This window comes from Psychrobacillus sp. FSL K6-4615, assembly GCF_038008225.1.
In the GTDB taxonomy this organism is placed as follows: Bacteria; Bacillota; Bacilli; order Bacillales_A; family Planococcaceae; genus Psychrobacillus; species Psychrobacillus psychrotolerans.
The window spans coordinates 1,359,055-1,380,588 of the sequence record NZ_JBBOYQ010000001.1; the positions used below are offsets into that span (position 1 = coordinate 1,359,055).

Genomic DNA, 21,534 nt, shown 5'->3' on the forward strand with positions numbered 1-21,534 from the left:
TTTGTTCCAACTTTCTAATATTAATTATTTTTTGAATAAATTCGGACGTAATCTACTTCCATATATGAGGGGAATTTCGTTTCTTTGTCTGGGTCCCCAACCCAAACACCGCCGACTGTAACGTTCATTAATAAGTACATGCTTGTATTGGCAAAATTCTTGATCTTGAATCTTTCAATTTCATCGATCGAAAAAATTATTTCCTCTTTAGTCCAATCTAGCGTATATAAATGCCATTGACTTCCATTTATATTGGTAACTTGATATTCACGTTTACCTGGTCCTGAATGACCGACATGCCAAATTTCGTTAGGAAGTTGACCCAACATCTCCACTATATCGATTTCAGGGAAGGCAGCATGGTTTGTTGGTAGTAGCCAAATCGCAGGTAATAACCCTTGTCCCACTGGTAGTTTTGCACGTATCTCAAATTTTCCATAAAGCTGTTCGTGGAGTCCTTGAGTAGTTACTGCACCTGAACGGTAGGGATAACTTTGAAATGGTTTATTATCAACTTGTAATTTTAAAGTGCCTGAGGAGCTAGAAACTTGTTCCGGTAAATAATGATGCTTACGACCATGATCCTTATAACCTGAATTTAGTTTGTTCCATTTCTTACTCGACACTTCTAAATCATCAAACTCATCTTGAAATGTTAGAGTCCAACCTTGTTTTGCATAATATTCATATTTTGGTATGTCCTCCGTTGAGAAATCCTCTTTGGATACTTGTATCAATTGATTTTCAACAGAGTCTTGACTCGGGGGATTTGTATATTGCTCGCTACAGCCATATAAACAAATAACAAATATAAGAATTAAGTATTTAATAGACCTCACTTCCTTCTTCTAGGTGAAGTATATTCATAAATAAGGAAATTTATTCCACTAAACAATAATTTTTTTTGGATGATTTGCACAGTAAAAGAAGAAGAGAATAGATTTAAATAGGAAGTATGAGGATTTCCTTTTTATAAGTGGAGACAGGCCAATTGATATTATCCTTTTATCTTTCAGAACTGATCCGTCACACCTCAGCTTCAGTAGAATAATATAGTGCTATGAACAACCTAATACAGTAGGGGTGAGAGTATGCCGGCTATAACGGGGAGACAGTATATTGAACGGATTGATGAGCTAAAAACGGATATTTGGATAGAGGGGAAACGTGTAACAGGTAACATTTCGGAGCACCCTGCATTTAAAGGAATTATTAAGAGTCAGGCTGCATTATATGAACTTCAGCATCATAAAGACTTAAAGGATATTTTAACGTATCTATCTCCAACAACTAAAAATAGGGTTGGTATTTCATATTTACAACCAAAGACGAAGGAAGATTTAGTAACAAGACGTACAATGATTCAGCAATGGGCTAGAAGTAACAACGGGTTAATGGGGAGAAGTCCAGATTATATGAACACTGTTTTAATGGCTCTAGCTTCATCCGTGCATCTGTTGCAGGATCAAAAAAACTGTTTCCCAGAAAACCTGCAATCATTTTATGAATACGCAAGAGAAAAAGATATTTCTATGACCCATACATTTATAGAGCCACAAGTAAATCGGACTCAACTGTATATAGAACGTTCGAAAGAGCCAATTGCTGCAAAAATTGTAGATAAAAACGAGCATGGTATTATTATAAAAGGGGCACGACTTCTTGCGACACAAGGTGGAATAACGGATGAGCTTTTAGTTATTTCTGCAAATGGGAAGGAAGAGGATGGAAATGGTTTCGCATTTTCAATACCTAGTAATACAACAGGGTTAAGGTTCATATGTAGAGAATCATTTGTTGGAGGTGATTCGTCTTTTAACTATCCATTAAGTTCAAGGTTTGAAGAAATGGATAGTATTGTTGTATTTGATAACGTATTAGTTCCTTGGGAACGTGTATTTTTTTATGATAATGTTCCTATCTCCAATATTTTTATGCGATCGAATTCTTTCTTGCCTTTTACACTTCATCAAGTAGTATCTAGGCAAATTGTGAAAACCGAATTCATATTAGGAATAGTCCACTCTATTATTGAAACTATTAATATTGGGGAATACCAACATGTGCAAGAAAAAGTCTCCGAAATAATTATTGCTTTGGAAACGATGAAAGCACTAGTGATTAAATCAGAAGTAGAAGCCAAAATAGACAAAGGTGGATGGATGCAGCCAGATCGGTCGACATTACAAATTGCTATGAATGTATATCCTCGCGTATATCCGCGTTTTACAGAAATTATTCAACTATTAGGTGCCAGTGGATTAATGTCTATTCCAACAGGAAATACTTTTCAATCACCTGTAGGAAATGAATTAAATCATTACTTACAATCTCGTGAAAATACGGGTGAGGATCGTGTCCAACTTTTCCGCTTAGCGTGGGACTTAACGATGAGTTCTTTTGGTACTCGGCAAACGTTATACGAACGTTTCTTCTTCGGAGATCCTGTTAGACTAGCTAGTCAGCTATACTTCTCTTATGACGCAGATGAATATATGCAACGAGTGAAAGATTTTCTCGATTTGTCAAAGGAACATTAAGGGAAATGGAAGCTATAAATCACGGTGAAATATCAAAAAATAATTGTATAGAGCCAACCCCATCCTTCATCTTAGATGGGGTTTTTGTATGTCTTCTATACAAATAGTTTATAAGACTTATCAAGCAGATACCTTGAAGTAATAGTAACTTGATTCTATTATCTAATGGAGACGTTATATAATGAAGGGAAGTAAATATATGAATAAAAGACTTCAACCTGTTCCTGTATCAGTTTTGGATTTAGTGGCAGTAAAGGAAGGCCAAACAAACAAAGAGGCTTTTGAGGATATGGTTAGCCTAGCGCAACACGTAGAAAAGATTGGTTACAGTCGATACTGGCTAACAGAACATCATAATTCACCGAATGTTGTTAGTTCAGCAACTTCCATTCTAATCGGCCATGTGTTGGAAAAAACCGAAACGATTAAAGTAGGATCAGGTGGAATTATGTTACCAAATCATGCACCTCTTGTAGTTGCAGAGCAGTTTGGGACACTGGAAAATATCTATCCAAATAGACTAGATTTAGGACTTGGTCGTGCACCTGGTACAGACATGCAAACAGCTCGTGCGCTCCGCAGGACTACACAGGAAACTGCTTTTTCTTTTCCACAGGACGTGGTAGAATTGCAAAATTACTTTAAATCGCTAGATAACCAAGGAGCTATTCGCGCATTTCCGGGAGTCGGTGCCAATGTACCAATATATATTCTAGGTTCAAGTACTTCAAGCGCACAATTAGCTGCTCGTTTAGGACTACCGTATGCATTTGCTGCACATTTTGCTCCTCAGCAGTTGGAACATGCAATACAAATTTACCGAAATCAGTTTGTTCCTTCAGAGTATCTATCTGAACCTTATGTGATTGTTTGTGTAAATGTAATAGGAGCAGAAACCGATGAAGAAGCGAAACTGCTTTCTACTACTAGTGATCGATTTTATTTAAATGTGGTGTCTGGTAAAAAGAGCTTATTACAGCCGCCAGTGGAAAGCTTGAATGGTGTGTGGAATCATTTAGAGGAAAGTGCAGTACGTGCAATGTCGACTTATACTTTTAAAGGCAGTCGAAATACAATAACGGAGCAATTAAAACCATTCTTAGAGACATACCATGTAAATGAATTGATGGCAGTTACATACATTTATGACCAGGAAGCTAGAAAACGTTCATATGAAATATTCAAGGAAGCCGTAGACCAAATTTAACAGCAAACGAAACATGACGAATCCCTCCTCCGGGACTTCGTTATGTTTTTTTGTTGAATTAGGTTTGGTTAATATTATTCGTTAACTAAATCCCAAATGCTGATTTACAAATTAATATCTTGGGTAGTGGTAGCATTGGATACTAAACGCATAGTAGAATCTGAAATTTGTAACTAAGAAAATAAAGATTTTTAAAGACTAGGTACTGTTGCTTTTCCAATTAAAAAATTTTGCATAATATATAATTATTGGAAGCGCTTTCGTCTTTGTTTAAATTGTCTAGAATAAAAGAAAATGGTTAACAATCACTGTATAGATATTATTAAAGGAGGTCTCGTATATGAAAGTCAACAATGCTATGGAAGTTTTAGATCGGATGCGTTTACCGAATGGAGCCTATACTGCCAGTGTTTCGCAAGACTACAATTATGTCTGGATACGTGATATTGTATACACAGTTTTGCCTTTTTTACAAAGTCAATCTGATCGGTATGAAAAAGCATATTATGCGTTATTTGATCTATTTAAAACCTATGAATGGAAAATAGACATCCATAGAGAACAAAAACCTGTCTACCTTTTTGAATATATACACTCACGCTATTCTACAGATTTAGAGGAATTGAACCAAGAATGGGGTCACGCTCAAAATGATGCAATTGGAGCATTTTTATGGGGTGTGGGAGTAGGGGTGAGCCATGGCCATAAAGTTATTCGTGATGAGAAAGATATCGCTATCGTTCAGAAGCTGGTCGATTATTTAGAGTGTCTTCAATACTGGCAGGCAAAGGATAATGGTATGTGGGAAGAAAATATGGAACTACATGCTTCCAGTGTAGGAGCATGTGTTGCTGGATTACGTTCTGTGAAAATGTTAGTAAACGTAAAGGATGAACTAATTCAAAAAGGTGAAGAGACGTTGCGTTTTCTCTTACCTAGAGAAAGTGAAACGAAAGAAACAGATTTATCCCTACTTTCACTTATCTATCCATATCGTATAGTTGAAAGGAAAACTGCTCTTAAAATAGTTGAAATGGTTTCTGAACAACTTGAGCGCACACATGGCTGTATTCGTTATCACAATGATCAGTATTATAACGAAGGCAGCGAAGCAGAATGGTGCTTTGGACTACCTTGGCTCGGACTATGTTATTTGGAGCTAGGTATGTATGACAAAGCTTTCGAATATATTAGTAAAACAGAGCGAATTATCCCAGAAAATTGGGAAGTTCCTGAGTTATATATTGGTGGTAAAAATGTTCCAAATGGTAACACTCCACTTGCTTGGTCTGTCTCACTTTCCTACTTATTTTTAAATCGTATGATTGATGCATCTTCTACCCCAAAAGGGAGGACAGCTAATAGCTAATCTCTGGTCAATGCACTTTAGTGTATTATCGTTATTAATATTTACAGAACAAAATATATTAGTAAAAGTCCTTCAGTGCATGGAGGATTTTTTATTTTGTCGAAATTTATATACTATTGGCAATAGCGAAATATTAAAAGGTGTTTAAAGATTAATGGCGAATAATTTAGGGGAGAACGAGTATTTGAATGAAAAGAATCATAGATTGAAAGAGGTGTTTAAATGGTAGAGATTATGAAGTTGGATCACCGGCGACTCCCAAGTGATTTTGATGTATACCTTTTTCATGAAGGAACATTGTATGAAAGCTATAAGATGCTTGGAGCTCATCTAATTGAAGAGAACGAAGTGCAAGGAGTTCGTTTTGCAGTTTGGGCACCGAATGCTAAAAAGGTATCGGTTGTAGGTAATTTTAACAATTGGATTGGTACAAAGCATCGATTGGAACGTTTGGATCAATCTGGAATCTGGGTGCTATTTGTTCCCGACTTAGCACAAGGAGATATTTATAAGTATGAGGTTACAGGTCCAGACGGACAAAAAGTATTAAAAGCAGATCCTTATGCCTTTTATTCGCAGCTTCGACCAGAAACAGCTTCTATTATCTACAATTTAAATGCATTTGAATGGTCAGATCAGAAATGGATGACTCAGCGAGTAAAGAAAGATATGTATCATAAACCGATGGCTATTTATGAAGTTCATTTGGCTTCCTGGAAACAAAAAGAAGATGGTGAGTTTTATAGTTATCAAGAATTTGCTGACGAACTAATTGAGTATGCAATCGATAATAGATTTACCCATATTGAGTTAATGCCTGTTATGGAGCATCCTTACGATGGTTCATGGGGTTACCAAATTACTGGTTATTATTCAGCGACTAGCAGATATGGGACGCCTGAGCAATTAATGTATTTTATAGATCAATGCCATCAACAAGGGCTTGGTGTGATTCTTGATTGGGTGCCAGCGCATTTTTGTAAGGATATCCATGGACTTGGAAGATTTGATGGGACGCCTCTGTTCGAATCAGCAGATCCCATGCGAGCAGAGAGACCTATCTGGGGAACATATAGCTTTGACTATAGTAAACCCGAAGTCGTCAGCTTTCTCATCTCAAACGCCATATTTTGGATGGAAGTCTATCATGTAGATGGATTTCGAATTGATGCAGTTTCATCCATGATTTATTTAAATCATGATAATCCTCTTCCTGTAGAGTTGAAGAATCAGTATGGTGGAGGAGAGAATCTCGAAGCAATTGAATTTCTAAAAAAGCTAAATGAAATCATTTTCCGGAGATTTCCTGGCGCACTTATGATGGCGGAGGAAGCTACGGAATGGCCACTTGTAACAAGTCCTACAAGTCTAGGGGGTCTTGGGTTTAACTACAAATGGAATATGGGCTGGTCTAATGATGTACTCAAATATATGAAGCTGGATGTGAATGAACGACCGAAGCATCATCACTTATTAACCTTTTCCTTTTTATATGCATTTTCGGAAAACTTTGTTCTTCCATTTTCGCATGATGAAATGGTTCACGGCAAAAAGTCATTACTAAATAAAATGCCCGGTGATTACTGGCAAAAATTTGCGAACTTACGCCTTTTATTTGGCTATTTGTTTACGCATCCCGGCAAAAAGCTTTTATTTATGGGTAGTGAATTTGGTCAATTTGACGAATGGAAATATCAGCAGGAGATGGATTGGATGCTGTTAGATTTTGACACTCACTCTAGTTTTTTTAATTACTATAAAGAGTTAAATAAATTTTATCAAAAAACCACTTCCCTATGGCGGCTGGATCATGAGCAAGCTGGATTTCAGTGGATCGATGCAGACAATAGGGAACAAAGTGTGATTACGTTTATGAGAAAAGGAAAACGGAAGGGTGATTACTGCATTATAGTTTGTAATTTTTCAACCGAGGTTTACCACAATTATCAAATAGGAGTTCCTACTAAAGGTAATTATTATGAAGCATTTAGTAGTGATGCTGCATCATTTGGTGGTTCGGGACAGTTGAATTCTACCATTAGGAGCACTAATCCATTTCCGCGTAACAAACAACCTTATAGCCTAGAAATAACTGTACCACCATTAGGAATGGCGATATTCATGAAAGAAACAAAAACTAGAAAAAGGGGAGACCATCTAAATGGCATCTAAAAAATGGATTGCAATGCTTTTAGCAGGAGGTCAAGGTTCGAGGCTCGGGGAATTGACGAGTGACTTAGCTAAACCCGCAGTACCATTTGGAGGGAAATACCGAATTATCGATTTTACGTTAAGTAACTGTACACATTCGGGTATCGATACCGTCGGCATACTTACTCAATATCGGCCGCATATTTTAAATTCATATATTGGAAACGGACGGCCATGGGATCTGGACCGTAATAACGGTGGGGTTTCTATGCTTCCACCTTATCAAGGGAAAGATGGCGGTGAATGGTATAAAGGTACGGCTAATGCTGTGTACCAAAACTTTCATTTTATCGATCATAATGATCCGGAATATGTACTTGTAATTTCGGGGGATCATATTTATAAGATGGATTATAACAAAATGCTTGAAGATCATATGGAAAATGATGCACATGCGACCATTGCGGTCATAGAGGTACCTTGGGCAGAAGCAAATCGCTTTGGTATTATGAATACCAACGAAACTGATCAAATTATACAATTCGATGAAAAACCACAAAATCCAAAAAGTAACCTAGCCTCCATGGGTGTATATATATTTAATTGGAACCATCTTAAACAATATTTAACAGAAGACGAAGAGGATATTAGTTCCTCTAATGACTTTGGAAAAGATATTATACCAAAAATGCTGAAGAATAAAGCAAAACTACAAGCGTACCGTTTTAAAGACTACTGGAAAGATGTCGGGACGATTGAAAGCTTGTGGGAGGCACATATGGATCTATTGGAAGAACCATCAAATTTTAAGTTAGGAGATCCAAACTGGCAAATTTACGCAGGAAACGCTAACCACCCTCCACAATATATATCAGAAGATGCGAATGTAACCGAATCATTGGTGAATGAAGGCTGTTTAGTATTTGGGAATGTCGACCATTCTGTTCTGTCATATAATGTTCAAGTTGGAAGTGGCTCAAATGTAAAGAATTCGGTCATTATGCCAAATGTAAAAATTGGAAATAATGTAATAATAGAAAAAGCAATAATCGGTAGCGGTACAGTTATAGAAGATGGGGCAATAATCTCTGACACGAAAAAAGGACTTATATTAATAGGAGAAAATCAACAAATATCTTCGGAAAGTGCTTTGCTGCAAGCTTTATAATAGGAGGTATTTTAATGAGGAATGTCTTAGGTGTTATTAATCTTGTAAATGAAAGACCTATATTAAAAGAATTGACCCATCACCGTTGTTTAGCTTCCTTACCTTTTGGCGGACGCTACCGAATGATTGACTTTACAATGTCCAACTTTATGAACGTCTCAATAAGTAAAGTTGCTATTTTCACCAAAGATAAATATCGGTCATTGATGGATCATCTTGGCTCCGGAAAGGAATGGGATTTGGATCACCGCTCACAAGGTCTATTTATACTTCCGTCCATTCATCCAGATGAAAAGATTAAAGGTGACTTACAACAGTTCTATGATCATTTAGAATTCTTTCAACGAGCAACTGCAGATACTGTAATTATTGCACCTGGTCACCATATTTGTAAAATTGACTTTAATGATGTGTTAAAAAAACATGAAAGCAATAAAGCAGATATTACGGTTCTGTTTAAGGATTATGATGGGGGGGCAGTTAAAAGGCCCATTTATCATCAGTGTTCACTAGACACAGACGGTGCAGTCCGTGATATAAACTTCTTTACAGCACCGAAGAAAGGTGACCATATATGTTTAGAAACATATGTGATTAAGAAACAACTTTTAATAGATTTAATAAAGAATTGCATAGAATACGATGAATATGATTTTTTAAAAGATATTGTGAAAGCTAATTTGATAAATCTTAAAGTGCAAGGGTATCAATACACGGGTTATATGCCATTTATTCACTCCCTAGAAACATACCATGCTAGTAATATGGAGTTTCTTAACCCAGAAATTCTTCGACACTTTTTCTATGATTCATGGGAAGTTTTCACCAAGATCAAACACGAAGCTCCTGCCGAATTTACGAATTCCTCCAAGGTATCTAACTCATTAATCGCCAATGGATGTATTATCGAAGGCACTGTGGAAAATAGTATTATTTTTCGTGGAGTAAAGGTTAAAAAGGGAGCGGTGGTGAAAAATAGTATCATTATGCAAAAAGGGGATATTGAAGAGGGAGCACGTATAGAAAACGTAATTACGGATAAACAAGTAATTATCACTAAAAATCAGAAAATCACAGCGATAAATAAGCCGGTTGTTATCAAAAAAGAAGAAGTAGTTTAAACGGGAGGTCCACTTGCATGAATGTGTTATTTGCAGCCTCAGAGTGCGCTCCATTTATAAAGACAGGGGGGTTAGGCGATGTGATTGGCGCTTTACCCCATTCTTTAAAAGAACAGGGCGTAAATGTTAGCATAATATTGCCTAAATACGATGATCTCCCATTACAGTTTAAAGAACAAATGCAATGGATTAAAAGTATTGAAGTACCTGTTGGATGGAGACGTCAATTTTGTGGTATAGAGAAAATTCACTATCAGGGAATAACCGTATATTTTCTGGATAACGAATACTATTTTAAAAGGCGTGGTAGCTATGGATTTAGAGATGATGGTGAACGGTTTGCATTCTTCTCTCGGGCTGTACTAGAAGCTATACCTTTTTTAGAAGAGCGCCCGAATATAATACATTGCCATGACTGGCAAACAGGGTTGATACCTGTCCAATTGAAAGCCAATTATAACAATAACCCATACTATCAGGGATTAAAAACTGTGTTTACCATTCACAATTTACGCTACCAAGGAGTATATCCTAAAACAGTTCTGTCTGATTTATTGGATCTTGACGACCAATATTACCATATAGATGCCTTAGAGTTTTATGGGAGAATTAGTTATCTCAAGGGAGGACTAGCTTTTGCTGATTGCCTAACGACTGTAAGTTCAACCTATGCATCTGAAATACAGACTTCCTACTATGGCGAAAAACTGGACGGGTTTTTACGTAAAAGAGGTGCTAATCTGCAAGGAATCATAAATGGAATTGACAATGACTGCTATAATCCTAAAAGTGATGGAAGTTTATTGCTTCCATTCGATGATTCTAAGGGAAAGGCAGCTAATAAAAAACATTTACAGGAAACACTCGGCCTACCTATCCAAGCTAATACTCCGATCATATCAATGGTTACTAGATTAGTTGACCAGAAAGGGATAGATTTGATTTTACATGTCTTTCATGAAATCATCGGTTTGGATGTTCAGTTTGTTTTACTAGGCACTGGAGATCAGCAGTATGAAGAATCATTCAGATATTTTGAAGACATTTATCCTGATAGGGTGTCAGCTAATCTGTTTTTTGACGAATCATTGGCTCGACAAATTTATGCTGGTTCAGATATATTTCTAATGCCATCCCAATTTGAGCCTTGCGGAATAGGGCAATTACTCGCCTTTCGATACGGTACCTTGCCGCTCGTCCGTGAAACAGGTGGGCTGAAGGATACAGTAATTCCTTACAATGAAATAACCGAAGAAGGAACGGGATTCAGCTTTGCTAATTATAATGCCCATGAATTGTTACATACAATTGAACGTGCAGTAGGTCTATTTCGCTTCCAACCTACAAAGTGGAACAACCTGATAGATCGAGCAATGGATCTGAATTTTAGCTGGTCATCGTCTTCTCTACAATATATAAAATTGTATGAGGAACTCCTAAAATCGGAAAAATAAAAACAGAAGGATGACGCAGACCCAAAAGTTGCGTCATCTTTAGGCTGCCCTTAAAAGTCAAGTGAGCCCAGAGCACCTATTAATGATTTTTCTATCTGTTCTTTTGGTTATTTCGTTTTTCATTTTTACTTTTGGCTTCGTTTGAAGATAATTCTCCTGAAAATTCTTCTCGATTATCGCTTCGTGAATTTGGTTCTTTTTTCTTAAAGTTTGGTTTGCTTTTGTTTGACAAAGTTAAGTCACCTCCTAGAGTTTAATGTGCTCCGTATAGTTGGAGTTATTCCAAATGATAAGTTCTTTAATTTTAAGGTGAAAAACGTATTGGTTCGTTGAAGTTCTATATTTCATTTTTTCTGCTTACACTTAATATAAGTAAGTGTGAATGGAGATGAATGGTCTTGGTAAAAAAATACGGGATTTCCGCTCTTTTGTTATTTGGAGTATATATATTAGTGATGTATGTATATATTTTTCATAGCAATAGTGGAGGTATACCTGAATCCTTGCAGGGGACAGTCGCAGATCCGCATACTTTTATGTCGGAGCAAGAAGTATACCTGAGTGAGGAATATTCAAAAATAAAGAATTTCCTCTTTTTTGTCGCGACACCTTTTGAGTGGCTAGTTTACATTTTCATATTAGTTTCTGGCCTTTCTCAAGCGTTTGCAAACTCGCTACTCATTAAAGTAAAATGGGGAATTATTAAAAAAGCAGTATATTTATTCTTGTTGTCCTTGTTTATATTCATCGTGTTATTTCCATTGGACTATTATAGGTATTATTTAAGTAAAAACTACGGAATCAGCAACCAAAATTTTTCTTCTTGGATGCGAGATAATCTCATCGATTTTTGGGTCAACTATGGTATGACTGTAGTGATTGTGACGGTGCTGTATTGGCTTATCTATAAAAACACAAAGAAATGGTGGATAAATGCTAGCCTCTTAATGATTCCGTTCTCTATATTCATGATGTTCATTCAACCAGTAGTAATCGATCCATTATATAATGATTTTTATCCGTTAACGGATAAAGAATTAGAAACAAAAATTCTCACATTAGCTGAGCAAGCAAATATTCCTGCCAACCATGTATATGAAGTGAATATGGCAGAAAAGACAAATGCTCTGAACGCTTATGTAACGGGAATCGGGAGTAATTCAAGAATAGTATTATGGGATACGACATTAAATCAGCTAACAGAGGGTGAAATTCTATTCGTAATGGCACATGAAATGGGCCATTATGTAGAGAAACATATTTATATTGGAATAGTAGTGTACACTTTCACGACCATTTTAGGATTATGGTTAATAGCAAAACTAATGCCTTGGATTATCGCTCGTTTCGGAAGTCGCTTAAAAATAAAACAGATACACGCTATTCATTCGTTTCCACTGTTTTTACTAATTACATCCGTTCTATCATTCGCATCAAGTCCGTTAACAAATTACATTTCCAGGTATGAAGAAACAAGAGCTGATGACTACGCAATCGAGTTAGTGGCAGAGCCAAGTGCTGCTGTGAGCACTTTTCAAAAACTAACCATAGCTGGATTAAATGAAGTGAATCCTCCACTCCTAGTAAAATGGTTTCGATATTCTCATCCAACAATGCTTGAAAGAATTAATAAAGTAGTCGATGATACCAGTGAATAAGAAGAAAGAAAAAAAGACTTGCCCATTACGGTGCAAGTCTTTTGGTAGTTCATATAACTAAAAAAATTAATATTAAACTTCATTTATTATGGCTAATTTTATCATTAAAGTGCCTGTAAAATAAGGCCGATTGTAGAGTATATTATTACCGTAAAATAAATAACAATCATGTGCACTAAAGAGAATTTGAACATTTTATTTGCCCAATCTTTTATATCCATTTTGCGTGTGCCGAATAGGCTCAACCCTAACCAAAATAAGCCTAGAGCAAGTGATACTAAGGTTAGACCTAAGCTTAGTGGTAAAAATAAAAAGCTAGATAGCACTAATAAAATTAAATAGAAATTTGTTTGAATATATGTGCGTTTTTTCCCCATGACAACAGGGAGCATCGGTATTTTTGCTGCAGCGTAATCTGCTTTCTTGCGAATGGCTATAGAGTAAAAGTGTGGCATTTGCCATATGACCATTATTAAAAATAACGCCCAACAAGCTGGATGCCAAATATCAGGACCGACTGCTGCCCAACCGATTAAAGGAGGCATAGCTCCTGAAATACTACCAACTTCCGTATTCCAAATAGTATGACGTTTTGTCCACATTGTATAAGGGACTACGTAGAAAAACACCCCTAAGAACCCTAGTAAAGATGCTAACGGAGAAGCTATATATAATAAAATTAATCCGATTACTAATAATAAAATAGCAACGATCAAAACTTTCTTAATCGATATTTCACCTGTTACAGTTGGACGAACCTTAGTCCGTGCCATAATGGCATCAATATCGCGGTCATAAATGTTATTGAATGAACCTGCCGCAGCAATTACAGCTGCTGTACCTAAAAATGCAAACACTACATTCCAAATATTATCTGTAAAGCTGTACTGATATGTATATAATGCGAGCATTAATCCAGCAACCATTGGAATTAGATTGGACTTGATAATTCCTGTTTTAACTACTTGAGCCCATAACGTCTTTTGTGATTTTTTGTTCATTGTATTTGTTAGCTCCTTGTTTACCCACTTGAACTAATATAACCTAATTGCTTAGCAAAATTCCATTATATTATCTCTTTTTCTTCATTACTTATGAACATTTTAGGGCTATTTCTACATATATAAGACGGATGTCGAGCATTTTTGCATTTAGAACAATGCAAGCAGTACCTAAATTTCTCTCATAGTCTTTGTATATATGATTCTATCATTATTTTCGGGGCAAAATATGTTTTTATACTTATCAAATTCTTTGGTATAGAATATGACCATCTTTTGAACATACTAAAAAAATAAAGTATTTTAAATGTAGAATGAAAGATAGATATAAAATGGAATTTAAATAAGGAGGGGACAGTTTGATAGATAAAGAAAAACAAATAGAGACACTTCTCTATGGAAATCCATTAGACTTTGCTTGTAAAACGCTGGGTGTTCCAAATATGAGAAATCATAAATACTCTAAAGTTTTTACGGTTAGCGATGAAGAGGTATATGAATATATTTCAGTCCAGGGTCTGCAACATAGTGATTCAGCGAGTAAATATTCTCTAAATGAGGGTTTCCATTATTTTGAGGAAGAAGGTAAATGGTATACCTTTTTTAGAGAGAGAGGTTGCATCTACAATGAACAGAACTTTGATGACTATGAACTTGGTAAAAAGTATATAGTTACTACTTTGCTACAATTAAGTGGTACTGGGTTATATTAGTTGTTGTTTTAACGAACTATTGTAAATTTGGCCTATCCATTTTGATTAACTGCAATATACTTGATTTGTCAAAAGCATAAAGAAAGAAATTTTAAAACTTGTGTTGTATATTGATTATTGAGGAGGGATTATTTATGATTAACGAAGAAATAAAAAAGTTATCGGATATTTTGTTACAAAGTCTCTATGATTATCATTTTGCTAATAATGGCGGAAGTTATACATTACCTAAAGCAATGGTTAATGCTGATGCTAGTAGCAAACATGCTATTGAATACCTTATCGAAGAGGGTTATGCCATAGATAGTGGGCAAGGATCAGAAAACCTTGTTTTAGCAATAACAGCTCAAGGAATGGACTATATTAATAATAAATAAGTAAGTAATCAAAGGAACGTCCACCCGGGCGTTCTTTTTAAATGTATACAGGAGCTCGACGATTGGGAGAAAGTGACGAGAGAGCAGTCAATTTCGATTCAATAGTGCATTTAATGTGTATTCAGTAAATGGAAAACGCGACAGACAAGTTCTCTGTATTTTGCTAATTGGATTGGATGGTTGTTAGGTGTGATAAACTAAAGGTGTTAGGGAAAAGGAAGTGGACGTTGATATGGAGATAGAGATTTCAGAAACAACAGAAAAACACATTTTAGAAAAGTATCCACATTTAACAAAAAGCGATGTACAAGTTCTTTTCTCAGAAGGACAAATTGTTAAAGAGCCCGAAGATATTTCATTTAAACCAGAACATGAATTAAGATTTGATCACTTAAAACGATCAAGTTGCACGCTACACGTTCCCAAGACGATAGCAAACATATTAGAAGTTGACTCAACTATCGACTTAATCCCAGATGAGGATGGGATTATCTTCAAACAAGAAATGGAAGGCAATTGAACTTTGCCTCCCAGTAATGTACATTTGTTAAAAGCTAAACATTGAATACTAACGAAGGACAACTGATTGTAGTTGTTCTTTTATTTTTCCTATTAGTTTGTGACAATTCATTAGAATCATATTATAAAGGGGGTATACACCTGATAGCAAAACCATAAACCAACCATATAAATATCAAAGGTTGTTTTTTTTCCATCTTTAATTTCTTTGAGCAAAAAGCTTTTTCTTTATGTTTAAGTAGTTTTTCATTTCATAAGTCAAATAAAATAGATTCGCCCTTACTTCAAATTCTTCTCTTGTCTTCGGTAACTCCATCTCGCGGATTATGGCATTTAATTCATCTAACTTATTTATTGAAATGTTCGTTGTATCTCCCGAGTGAACGTTTCTACTTAAATCCTCCAAGAATTCTGCGAACATTTCTTTCTGTTTGATGTCTAGGCTAAAGGAAGAGAAAATAGCAATGATTTTCATCATATGCTTTAGAAGTTCTAGTTGATCCTCTCTCATTTCCAAATAATAATAATCTATATTTTGTTTTCGTAATAGTTGATTTTCTACATCTTGATTGGCAAGGCTTTTGGATTGATTGATTAAATCTTCTACTTCAAGTATTTCCTTCCCATCCCAGTTCCGCATATTATCCCTTAAATGGGCAGAGAATTCATAAAGTATAATTTCAAACCGTTTTTCAATCTCCTTTTTAAAAACCTCAATATCTCGTTTGAAATTTGGCATGAAACTATTGACGAGAACAGCAATTCCCATCCCGATGAAAATAATGTATAGCTCGTTCAGAAACATTGTCCAATCAGCATTCTTTACCGTATAAACATGTAATACGACAACCATACTTGTGACAAAACCACCCTGGATGTGAGCTCTTACGAGGATTGGAACAAATAACAAAATAAATAAAGAAAAGACAATGGGATGATAACCTAATACCTCGAATATCAATGAACCAAGCAGCAAAGATAAAAGGGAGGCAAAGAATTTATCCTTAATAGTAATTAATGTCTTTTTTTTCGTTTTCTCAATACACATAATAACAATAATTGCTGCAAATGTTGCAAATTCCAAATCCAATAAACTCGCAATCCAAATTGCCAGCCCTGCTCCTACAGCAGTCTTTATCGTCCGATAGCCCATACCAGTCATGGAAGCACCACCCTATTATTTTATTTTCTATGTAATACTTGCAGGTTATCTGTTTTGATATTCACTTAATTCACATATATGTATTCAATAATACACCTCTTAACCAAATTCCATCGACTTCGATCAATATGTAGTGTATTCATTGAATAGTTCCCGAACGATTACTTCTAATTCATCTATTTATAGTTTAACACGGAGATAATAAACTTATATACTGGTGCATCTTCAGTCGTTCAGATTTAGATGTCTCTACAGTAAATGTCTCGTAGGAGTTACGCAATTATGAGTACAAATAGCTAACACAATCCGAAACACGCATCTTCTTTCCAGTTAAAAGAAATTTATTTGAAAATATGTAAGCTACCTTGGTTCAAGATTTAGAACAAAGAGATACGTGGAATAAAGATATATTAAAATATTATGTGCATATAATTACCAAATTAAATCCGAAGATTATCATGTAGAATATAAATATGAGAAGTTGAGAATCTCCCTTCGAAATTCTCTTACAATCTTAATGAAATTAGATTGGGGCCTCACTGTTGAAGAAGTGAGGCTTTAACTTATTGATATATTTTTGTTCGTCATTATAGGCAATAAAAATTTTTAAAATTTATTATCTTAATGATTTATTCATTCAACTTACATAGAAGGTATTATAATTTTTAAGGAGGATAGATTACTATGGAAAAATATATTGTTGAACAAATTGACGATTTCTTTGGTGTGTTTTCTAATAATAAAAACAAAGATCTAAATCGTTTACTTATCCCGTATAAAATGATTAAGGTTCCTTTGAGTAAAGGGGACGTAGTCGAAATAGAAAGAAATGATAAGGGGTACCAAATAAATGTTTTATAAGTAAGAGATGTAGTGGAGTAATTATTCTAGTCATTTTAAACGCCTATAATATAGGTGTTTTTTTATATTTGGTTAACTGTTACTAATTATGTGGACTTTATCCTTATGATTATTTCACCAAGACAAAATCAATGATTGGTCTTGTTTGTAATTCTTTTTTTGCTTCTCGAATCAGTTTGATTGCTGTTAATTCAACAACCATTTCGAGAACAACATTCTGTTTAGTCATTACATCTTCCAATATTCGTTGAAAAGATAGTTGTTGGTATTTTTCTTCGCTTACGAGTAAAGTAATCTTATCAGCTTTCCAATCTCCTCTATATCCATAATCGGACCGCCAATAATAAGGTTGTGAAAAATAACCGAATGATTGTAAAAAGTACTGCTTTACATGAGTTGGGTCTTCAAAAGCATCATCACTTGCTCCGTTTGGAAGTCGAAAATTGGCCTTCACACACGGTTTTGCAATCCGATGAAGTTCCTGCATCATCGGTAATGTATGTTGAATATGTTCAATTAAATGACTCCCATAAAACTCCTCAATACTGTTATTTTCAAACGGAAGTGGAACTTCCGCACAGGCATCCAAATTTGCAATAACATCCACACCTTTTTGTGCAACAAAATCCAGATTGATCCAATCCTCAAGAATTGTATGCCCGCATCCAAGATGAAGACGATTTAACTCCATTTGCTCAGCATTACTTTCATTCAATAACATTCATTCCTTTAAGAAACAAAATGATCAATTAAAAACGTCTACAATTGCTCAAACTAGTATATGAACTTAATTTCTTTTCTGTTAACAGTCCCTGTCATATCATGGGCTGACTGAAAAGTCCGGTTCTAGTAACTAGTTTTTATTAAAGTGCAAACACATAATCACTCCTGTACATACGCTGTTATTTTACTAGTCCCATGGGGCAATTAACCACTCCTATTACCGGGTGGTATGCAATTACTATTTCTTCAATTTTTTCAGCTGTTTTCTGAGCGGTATAAATAAGTGCAGAAATCATTATAAAAAAGACATTTTTAAACCCGTGGAAGAAACAAGCTAATTATCAAGTGTGAAGAAATACAAAAATGCCTTTCATATTAACCGAAAGTGGTTTTATAAGTAGTACTTTTGATACAACGCTACTTAAACAAGGGAGATTTATTGATGGATTAGCAAAGGGACATATCAATGGTCTAGTTTGATCATTTGATTTAAATAAAGAGAGAGGTGGATAGAGTGGTAAATGAACCTATATTGTATGAAGTTCAAGAAAGAGTAAGACAGGAAGCAATTTAGTTAGGGCTGTACGATAGAAAGAATTCTTTTAGAAAAGTAAATCAGTATAATGTGTGGAATACTTTACTTCCACTAGCTCGTAAATTGAAGAATTTAATAGCAAACTAATATTGTAATAAAAATAGGTAAAAGTATTATAGGAAGTATAGCATTTTTATGATTCATTAAACTATGGTAGTATAGTTATTGAGAAAGCAAGGATCTCCCTTTGTAACTTCTCATACAATCTTAATATATATAGATTGGAGCCTCACTGTTGAAGAAGTGAGGCTTTTTTATTTTTTCTAAATTAATTTAGTAAGCTTAATTTTCAGAATAAAGTTATATTGAACATAATTAATTTGTATAAAGAAAAGCATATGATTATTAATAACTAGATAACTAACATAATTATTTCTTTAACTGGTTTTAATGTAGGAGGGTTACTAATAGGAGTTGTATGGGGCATATTCAAAATAAAGTTTTACTCTTACTAATTTAGTAGGTGCTTATTTTATTTGTCCATTATTTATTTATTTTATAAGGGGGAGGTTGTGTTCCAATCAACCAGTAATAAAGGGATATTCTTGTCTACTGTAGCTGTAGTGTGGGCGATTTTAATACTGTTAATGAGAGAATTCAATGCTAATTCATTCGTTTTGACTGTAGTGGGTAAGTGAACTAAGGCATTTAAATAATGATAAATAGAAGTATTTAAAGTCGCACTCAATTCTGAATACCGGCTTTTTTATTGTGCTTTGAAATTATTAGTGTCAATTTGGGCATGATATCAAGTAGAAGATACCTAAGGAGGAAAGGAATTGGAAGTATTATTAAATAAAATACACGAAGATATTGATTATCTCAATTCGCAGGGTAAACAGGTAAAGGAAATAAGAATGAACCCAAACATTTTTGAGAGTATGATTGAACTTACTGATGTTAAGGTTTCAAAGGGTATAGCTACTGTATTTGGAATTATTATCAAAGCAGATGAAAGTATTGAAAAATATGTATTTGTTCTTGATGAGGTCACTTAATTACAAGTGGCTTTTTTTGTACCCCAACAATACTGCAAATAACCATTACTAACCACGTACTATTAGTACTAAGAAGTTGAGTGCAGTAATATAGCCGAATTTTTTGTTTTTTTGTAGATATGTATCTTCTTAACTTTTTGCTCTTTTTTAAATATTTTTACATCTTTTAATGGAAAAATATAATATTGACGATTCAAATTAAACTTGTTATGATTCTCCTATTGTTTTTAAAAGAAAATATATACCTTGTATAAATTCAAGAATATGGCTTGAGAGTTTCTACCAGCTACCAATAAATAGCTGACTACAAGGAATGGGAAATTAATGATATTTTTTTATCCCATTTTGTAGAGAAACTTTGTCCAAATAGTGGTCAAAGTTTTTTTGCTATCCAGAGAAAGTAAAATGAATAGGTTGTAACACGAACCTAGGATCATTACCTTCAATCTTGCAAATAGGAGATTACAACATGAAAAACTTTTTTAAATTTGCAGAACGGGGTACTTCCTATAAAACGGAAACACTTGCCGGTATCACAACTTTCTTATCTATTGCTTATATTTTAGTCGTGAATCCAATTATCCTAAGCCAATCTGGTATGGATCATGGTGCTGTATTTACTGCAACTGCACTTACTGCAATCGTCGGTACACTTCTGATGGGCTTACTTGCGAACTTCCCAATCGCCATTGCACCTAGTATGGGATTAAATTCATTCTTTACTTTTTCAGTATGTATTGGAATGGGTATTGACTGGCAAGTTACTTTAACGGGCGTTTTTGTTGCCGGAATCATTTTTATGCTATTAAGTTTAATGAAAATTCGTGAGAAAATTATTAATATCATTCCAATCGATTTAAAATACGCTATCGCTTCTGGTATTGGATTTTTCATCACATTTATCGGTTTAAAAAATGGTGGAATCATTATCGGCAATGCGGATACATTTGTTTCGATTGGTGATTTAACTTCACCGATGACCTTATTAGCTATTATTGGTCTTATTATTACAATCATTATGTTAGTACGTGGAATTAATGGCGGTATTTTCTACGCAATGGTTATTACAACGGGTATTGGTATGATTTTCGGTTTAATCGAAGTTCCTTCATCGATTATTGGAAGTATCCCAAGCCTAGAACCAACATTTGGTGTTGTGTTTGGCCATTTAGATGAAATCTTTAATGTACAAACACTGACAGTTATTTTCACCTTCTTAATCGTTGCCTTCTTTGATACAGCTGGTGCATTAATTGGATTAACGAGCCAAGCAGGAATGATGAAAGGTAATAAGATTCCGAATATCGGTAAAGGATTACTTGCTGATTCTGCTGCTGGTGTAATTGGTGCTATTTTAGGTACCTCAACTCCTGCTACAAGCGTTGAATCTTCTGCTGGTATTGCTGTTGGAGGGAAAACTGGCTTTACTTCTGTCGTTATAGCGGCTTGTTTTGTCGTTGCTTTATTCTTCTCCCCACTTGTTAACGTTATTTCGGTGGAAGTTACATCAGCTGCATTAATTATTGTAGGTGCCTTAATGGCAATGGAAATCCGTAAGATTGATTGGACGAAGTTAGAAATTGTCATTCCATCATTTTTAACAATTATTATGATGCCTCTAACTTCTAGTGTTGCAATCGGTATTGGATTAGGTTTTATTCTTTATCCAATTTGTTTAGTAGCACAAAAGCGTTATAAAGAAATTCATCCGATTATGTATGTTCTTTGTTTATTATTCATTTTATACTTTGCATTTATCGTATAGGAAAGAGTATTAGAGACCTAGGAACACACATTTGTGATTGGATAGAAAGCAACACCTAAAGGAACATACACTATAGAAGAAAGTAATAGTACAGTTTTATTTAACCCTGCTTATTAATTTGAGCGGGTTTTTTTTTGTTAGATGTTTTGTTT

Annotated in this window: 20 protein-coding genes and 1 riboswitch; of the genes, 15 read left to right on the forward strand and 5 right to left on the reverse strand. The window is 34.8% G+C overall.

Going from position 1 to position 21,534, the window contains the following annotated elements:
* Nucleotides 1-20: 20 nt before the first annotated feature.
* Nucleotides 21-839 carry a glycoside hydrolase family 16 protein gene (locus MKX53_RS06415; protein ID WP_340909961.1) on the reverse strand — a complete coding sequence of 273 codons (819 nt, stop codon included), beginning with the start codon at nucleotides 837-839 and terminating at the stop codon, nucleotides 21-23.
* A 252-nt stretch (nucleotides 840-1,091) separates the two neighbouring features.
* Here MKX53_RS06415 and hpaB point away from each other — a divergent pair, with 252 nt between their 5' ends.
* The 7 genes from hpaB to glgA all read left to right on the forward strand — a co-directional run bounded on the left by hpaB (nucleotide 1,092) and on the right by glgA (nucleotide 11,010).
* Nucleotides 1,092-2,540, forward strand: coding sequence for a 4-hydroxyphenylacetate 3-monooxygenase, oxygenase component (hpaB, locus tag MKX53_RS06420; RefSeq protein ID WP_340909966.1), 1,449 nt, complete (start codon nucleotides 1,092-1,094; stop codon nucleotides 2,538-2,540).
* A 199-nt stretch (nucleotides 2,541-2,739) separates the two neighbouring features.
* Nucleotides 2,740-3,747: an LLM class flavin-dependent oxidoreductase gene (locus tag MKX53_RS06425; RefSeq protein ID WP_340909969.1), complete on the forward strand. Its 1,008-nt coding sequence runs from the start codon at nucleotides 2,740-2,742 to the stop codon at nucleotides 3,745-3,747.
* A 340-nt stretch (nucleotides 3,748-4,087) separates the two neighbouring features.
* Nucleotides 4,088-5,116: a glycoside hydrolase family 15 protein gene (locus MKX53_RS06430; protein WP_340768809.1), complete on the forward strand. Its 1,029-nt coding sequence runs from the start codon at nucleotides 4,088-4,090 to the stop codon at nucleotides 5,114-5,116.
* Between the two features lie 222 nt (nucleotides 5,117-5,338).
* A complete protein-coding gene (gene glgB, locus MKX53_RS06435) occupies nucleotides 5,339-7,288 on the forward strand; it encodes a 1,4-alpha-glucan branching protein GlgB (RefSeq protein ID WP_340909972.1) in 1,950 nt (649 codons plus the stop codon).
* The gene (locus MKX53_RS06440) at nucleotides 7,278-8,435 is read left to right on the forward strand and encodes a glucose-1-phosphate adenylyltransferase (RefSeq protein WP_340909974.1); all 1,158 of its coding nucleotides are present in this window, start codon (nucleotides 7,278-7,280) and stop codon (nucleotides 8,433-8,435) included. The genes glgB and MKX53_RS06440 overlap by 11 nt, the downstream gene beginning before the upstream one ends.
* 14 nt (nucleotides 8,436-8,449) lie before the next feature.
* Entirely contained in the window at nucleotides 8,450-9,556 is a 1,107-nt protein-coding gene (gene glgD / locus MKX53_RS06445) for a glucose-1-phosphate adenylyltransferase subunit GlgD (protein WP_340909976.1), read from the forward strand.
* A 17-nt stretch (nucleotides 9,557-9,573) separates the two neighbouring features.
* Nucleotides 9,574-11,010 (forward strand): glycogen synthase GlgA, encoded by a 1,437-nt coding sequence (gene glgA, locus MKX53_RS06450; protein ID WP_340909979.1) that lies wholly within the window; start codon nucleotides 9,574-9,576, stop codon nucleotides 11,008-11,010.
* Nucleotides 11,011-11,101: 91 nt separating this feature from the next.
* Here the strand turns inward: glgA and MKX53_RS06455 are convergent, their stop codons facing one another.
* Entirely contained in the window at nucleotides 11,102-11,242 is a 141-nt protein-coding gene (locus MKX53_RS06455; protein WP_340909982.1) for a hypothetical protein, read from the reverse strand.
* 166 nt (nucleotides 11,243-11,408) lie between these two features.
* Here MKX53_RS06455 and MKX53_RS06460 point away from each other — a divergent pair, with 166 nt between their 5' ends.
* Entirely contained in the window at nucleotides 11,409-12,668 is a 1,260-nt protein-coding gene (locus MKX53_RS06460) for a M48 family metallopeptidase (RefSeq protein WP_340909983.1), read from the forward strand.
* A gap of 104 nt (nucleotides 12,669-12,772) precedes the next feature.
* Here MKX53_RS06460 and cyoE read toward each other — a convergent pair whose 3' ends face one another.
* A complete protein-coding gene (cyoE, locus tag MKX53_RS06465; RefSeq protein ID WP_093534973.1) occupies nucleotides 12,773-13,669 on the reverse strand; it encodes a heme o synthase in 897 nt (298 codons plus the stop codon).
* Nucleotides 13,670-14,028: 359 nt separating this feature from the next.
* On the opposite strand from cyoE, the gene MKX53_RS06470 reads away from it, so the two are divergent.
* From MKX53_RS06470 to MKX53_RS06480, 3 genes are all read left to right on the forward strand, one after another.
* Nucleotides 14,029-14,382, forward strand: a complete 354-nt coding sequence (locus tag MKX53_RS06470) for a hypothetical protein (RefSeq protein ID WP_340909984.1) — start codon at nucleotides 14,029-14,031, stop codon at nucleotides 14,380-14,382.
* Between the two features lie 134 nt (nucleotides 14,383-14,516).
* Nucleotides 14,517-14,759: a hypothetical protein gene (locus tag MKX53_RS06475; protein ID WP_340909986.1), complete on the forward strand. Its 243-nt coding sequence runs from the start codon at nucleotides 14,517-14,519 to the stop codon at nucleotides 14,757-14,759.
* Nucleotides 14,760-14,991: 232 nt separating this feature from the next.
* Nucleotides 14,992-15,279 (forward strand): hypothetical protein, encoded by a 288-nt coding sequence (locus MKX53_RS06480; protein ID WP_093534967.1) that lies wholly within the window; start codon nucleotides 14,992-14,994, stop codon nucleotides 15,277-15,279.
* Nucleotides 15,280-15,477: 198 nt separating this feature from the next.
* Here the strand turns inward: MKX53_RS06480 and MKX53_RS06485 are convergent, their stop codons facing one another.
* Entirely contained in the window at nucleotides 15,478-16,440 is a 963-nt protein-coding gene (locus MKX53_RS06485; protein WP_340909988.1) for an aromatic acid exporter family protein, read from the reverse strand.
* 684 nt (nucleotides 16,441-17,124) lie between these two features.
* On the opposite strand from MKX53_RS06485, the gene MKX53_RS06490 reads away from it, so the two are divergent.
* A complete protein-coding gene (locus MKX53_RS06490; RefSeq protein ID WP_340909991.1) occupies nucleotides 17,125-17,301 on the forward strand; it encodes a hypothetical protein in 177 nt (58 codons plus the stop codon).
* 109 nt (nucleotides 17,302-17,410) lie between these two features.
* On the opposite strand, the gene MKX53_RS06495 is transcribed toward MKX53_RS06490, so the two are convergent.
* Nucleotides 17,411-18,016, reverse strand: a complete 606-nt coding sequence (locus tag MKX53_RS06495) for a class I SAM-dependent methyltransferase (protein ID WP_340909993.1) — start codon at nucleotides 18,014-18,016, stop codon at nucleotides 17,411-17,413.
* Between the two features lie 1,115 nt (nucleotides 18,017-19,131).
* On the opposite strand from MKX53_RS06495, the gene MKX53_RS06500 reads away from it, so the two are divergent.
* The 3 genes from MKX53_RS06500 (at nucleotide 19,132) to MKX53_RS06510 (ending at nucleotide 21,382) form a co-directional block, all read left to right on the forward strand.
* A complete protein-coding gene (locus MKX53_RS06500; RefSeq protein ID WP_340909996.1) occupies nucleotides 19,132-19,257 on the forward strand; it encodes a hypothetical protein in 126 nt (41 codons plus the stop codon).
* Between the two features lie 141 nt (nucleotides 19,258-19,398).
* Nucleotides 19,399-19,617, forward strand: coding sequence for a lactate dehydrogenase (locus tag MKX53_RS06505; protein WP_340909998.1), 219 nt, complete (start codon nucleotides 19,399-19,401; stop codon nucleotides 19,615-19,617).
* A gap of 226 nt (nucleotides 19,618-19,843) precedes the next feature.
* A riboswitch (purine riboswitch) is annotated at nucleotides 19,844-19,944 on the forward strand.
* Between the two features lie 142 nt (nucleotides 19,945-20,086).
* Nucleotides 20,087-21,382: an NCS2 family permease gene (locus MKX53_RS06510; protein WP_340910000.1), complete on the forward strand. Its 1,296-nt coding sequence runs from the start codon at nucleotides 20,087-20,089 to the stop codon at nucleotides 21,380-21,382.
* The last annotated feature ends 152 nt before the right edge of the window (nucleotides 21,383-21,534 follow it).

Excerpts from the sequence above, each read along its gene's own strand:
- hpaB (WP_340909966.1), top strand. The coding sequence starts at position 1,092 with ATGCCGGCTATAACGGGGAGACAGTATATTGAACGGATTGATGAGCTA.
- MKX53_RS06425 (WP_340909969.1), top strand. The coding sequence starts at position 2,740 with ATGAATAAAAGACTTCAACCTGTTCCTGTATCAGTTTTGGATTTAGTG.
- MKX53_RS06430 (WP_340768809.1), top strand. The coding sequence starts at position 4,088 with ATGAAAGTCAACAATGCTATGGAAGTTTTAGATCGGATGCGTTTACCG.
- glgB (WP_340909972.1), top strand. The coding sequence starts at position 5,339 with ATGGTAGAGATTATGAAGTTGGATCACCGGCGACTCCCAAGTGATTTT.
- MKX53_RS06440 (WP_340909974.1), top strand. The coding sequence starts at position 7,278 with ATGGCATCTAAAAAATGGATTGCAATGCTTTTAGCAGGAGGTCAAGGT.
- glgD (WP_340909976.1), top strand. The coding sequence starts at position 8,450 with ATGAGGAATGTCTTAGGTGTTATTAATCTTGTAAATGAAAGACCTATA.
- glgA (WP_340909979.1), top strand. The coding sequence starts at position 9,574 with ATGAATGTGTTATTTGCAGCCTCAGAGTGCGCTCCATTTATAAAGACA.
- cyoE (WP_093534973.1), bottom strand. The coding sequence starts at position 13,669 with ATGAACAAAAAATCACAAAAGACGTTATGGGCTCAAGTAGTTAAAACA.
- MKX53_RS06475 (WP_340909986.1), top strand. The coding sequence starts at position 14,517 with ATGATTAACGAAGAAATAAAAAAGTTATCGGATATTTTGTTACAAAGT.
- MKX53_RS06480 (WP_093534967.1), top strand. The coding sequence starts at position 14,992 with ATGGAGATAGAGATTTCAGAAACAACAGAAAAACACATTTTAGAAAAG.
- MKX53_RS06485 (WP_340909988.1), bottom strand. The coding sequence starts at position 16,440 with ATGACTGGTATGGGCTATCGGACGATAAAGACTGCTGTAGGAGCAGGG.
- MKX53_RS06490 (WP_340909991.1), top strand. The coding sequence starts at position 17,125 with ATGGAAAAATATATTGTTGAACAAATTGACGATTTCTTTGGTGTGTTT.
- MKX53_RS06510 (WP_340910000.1), top strand. The coding sequence starts at position 20,087 with ATGAAAAACTTTTTTAAATTTGCAGAACGGGGTACTTCCTATAAAACG.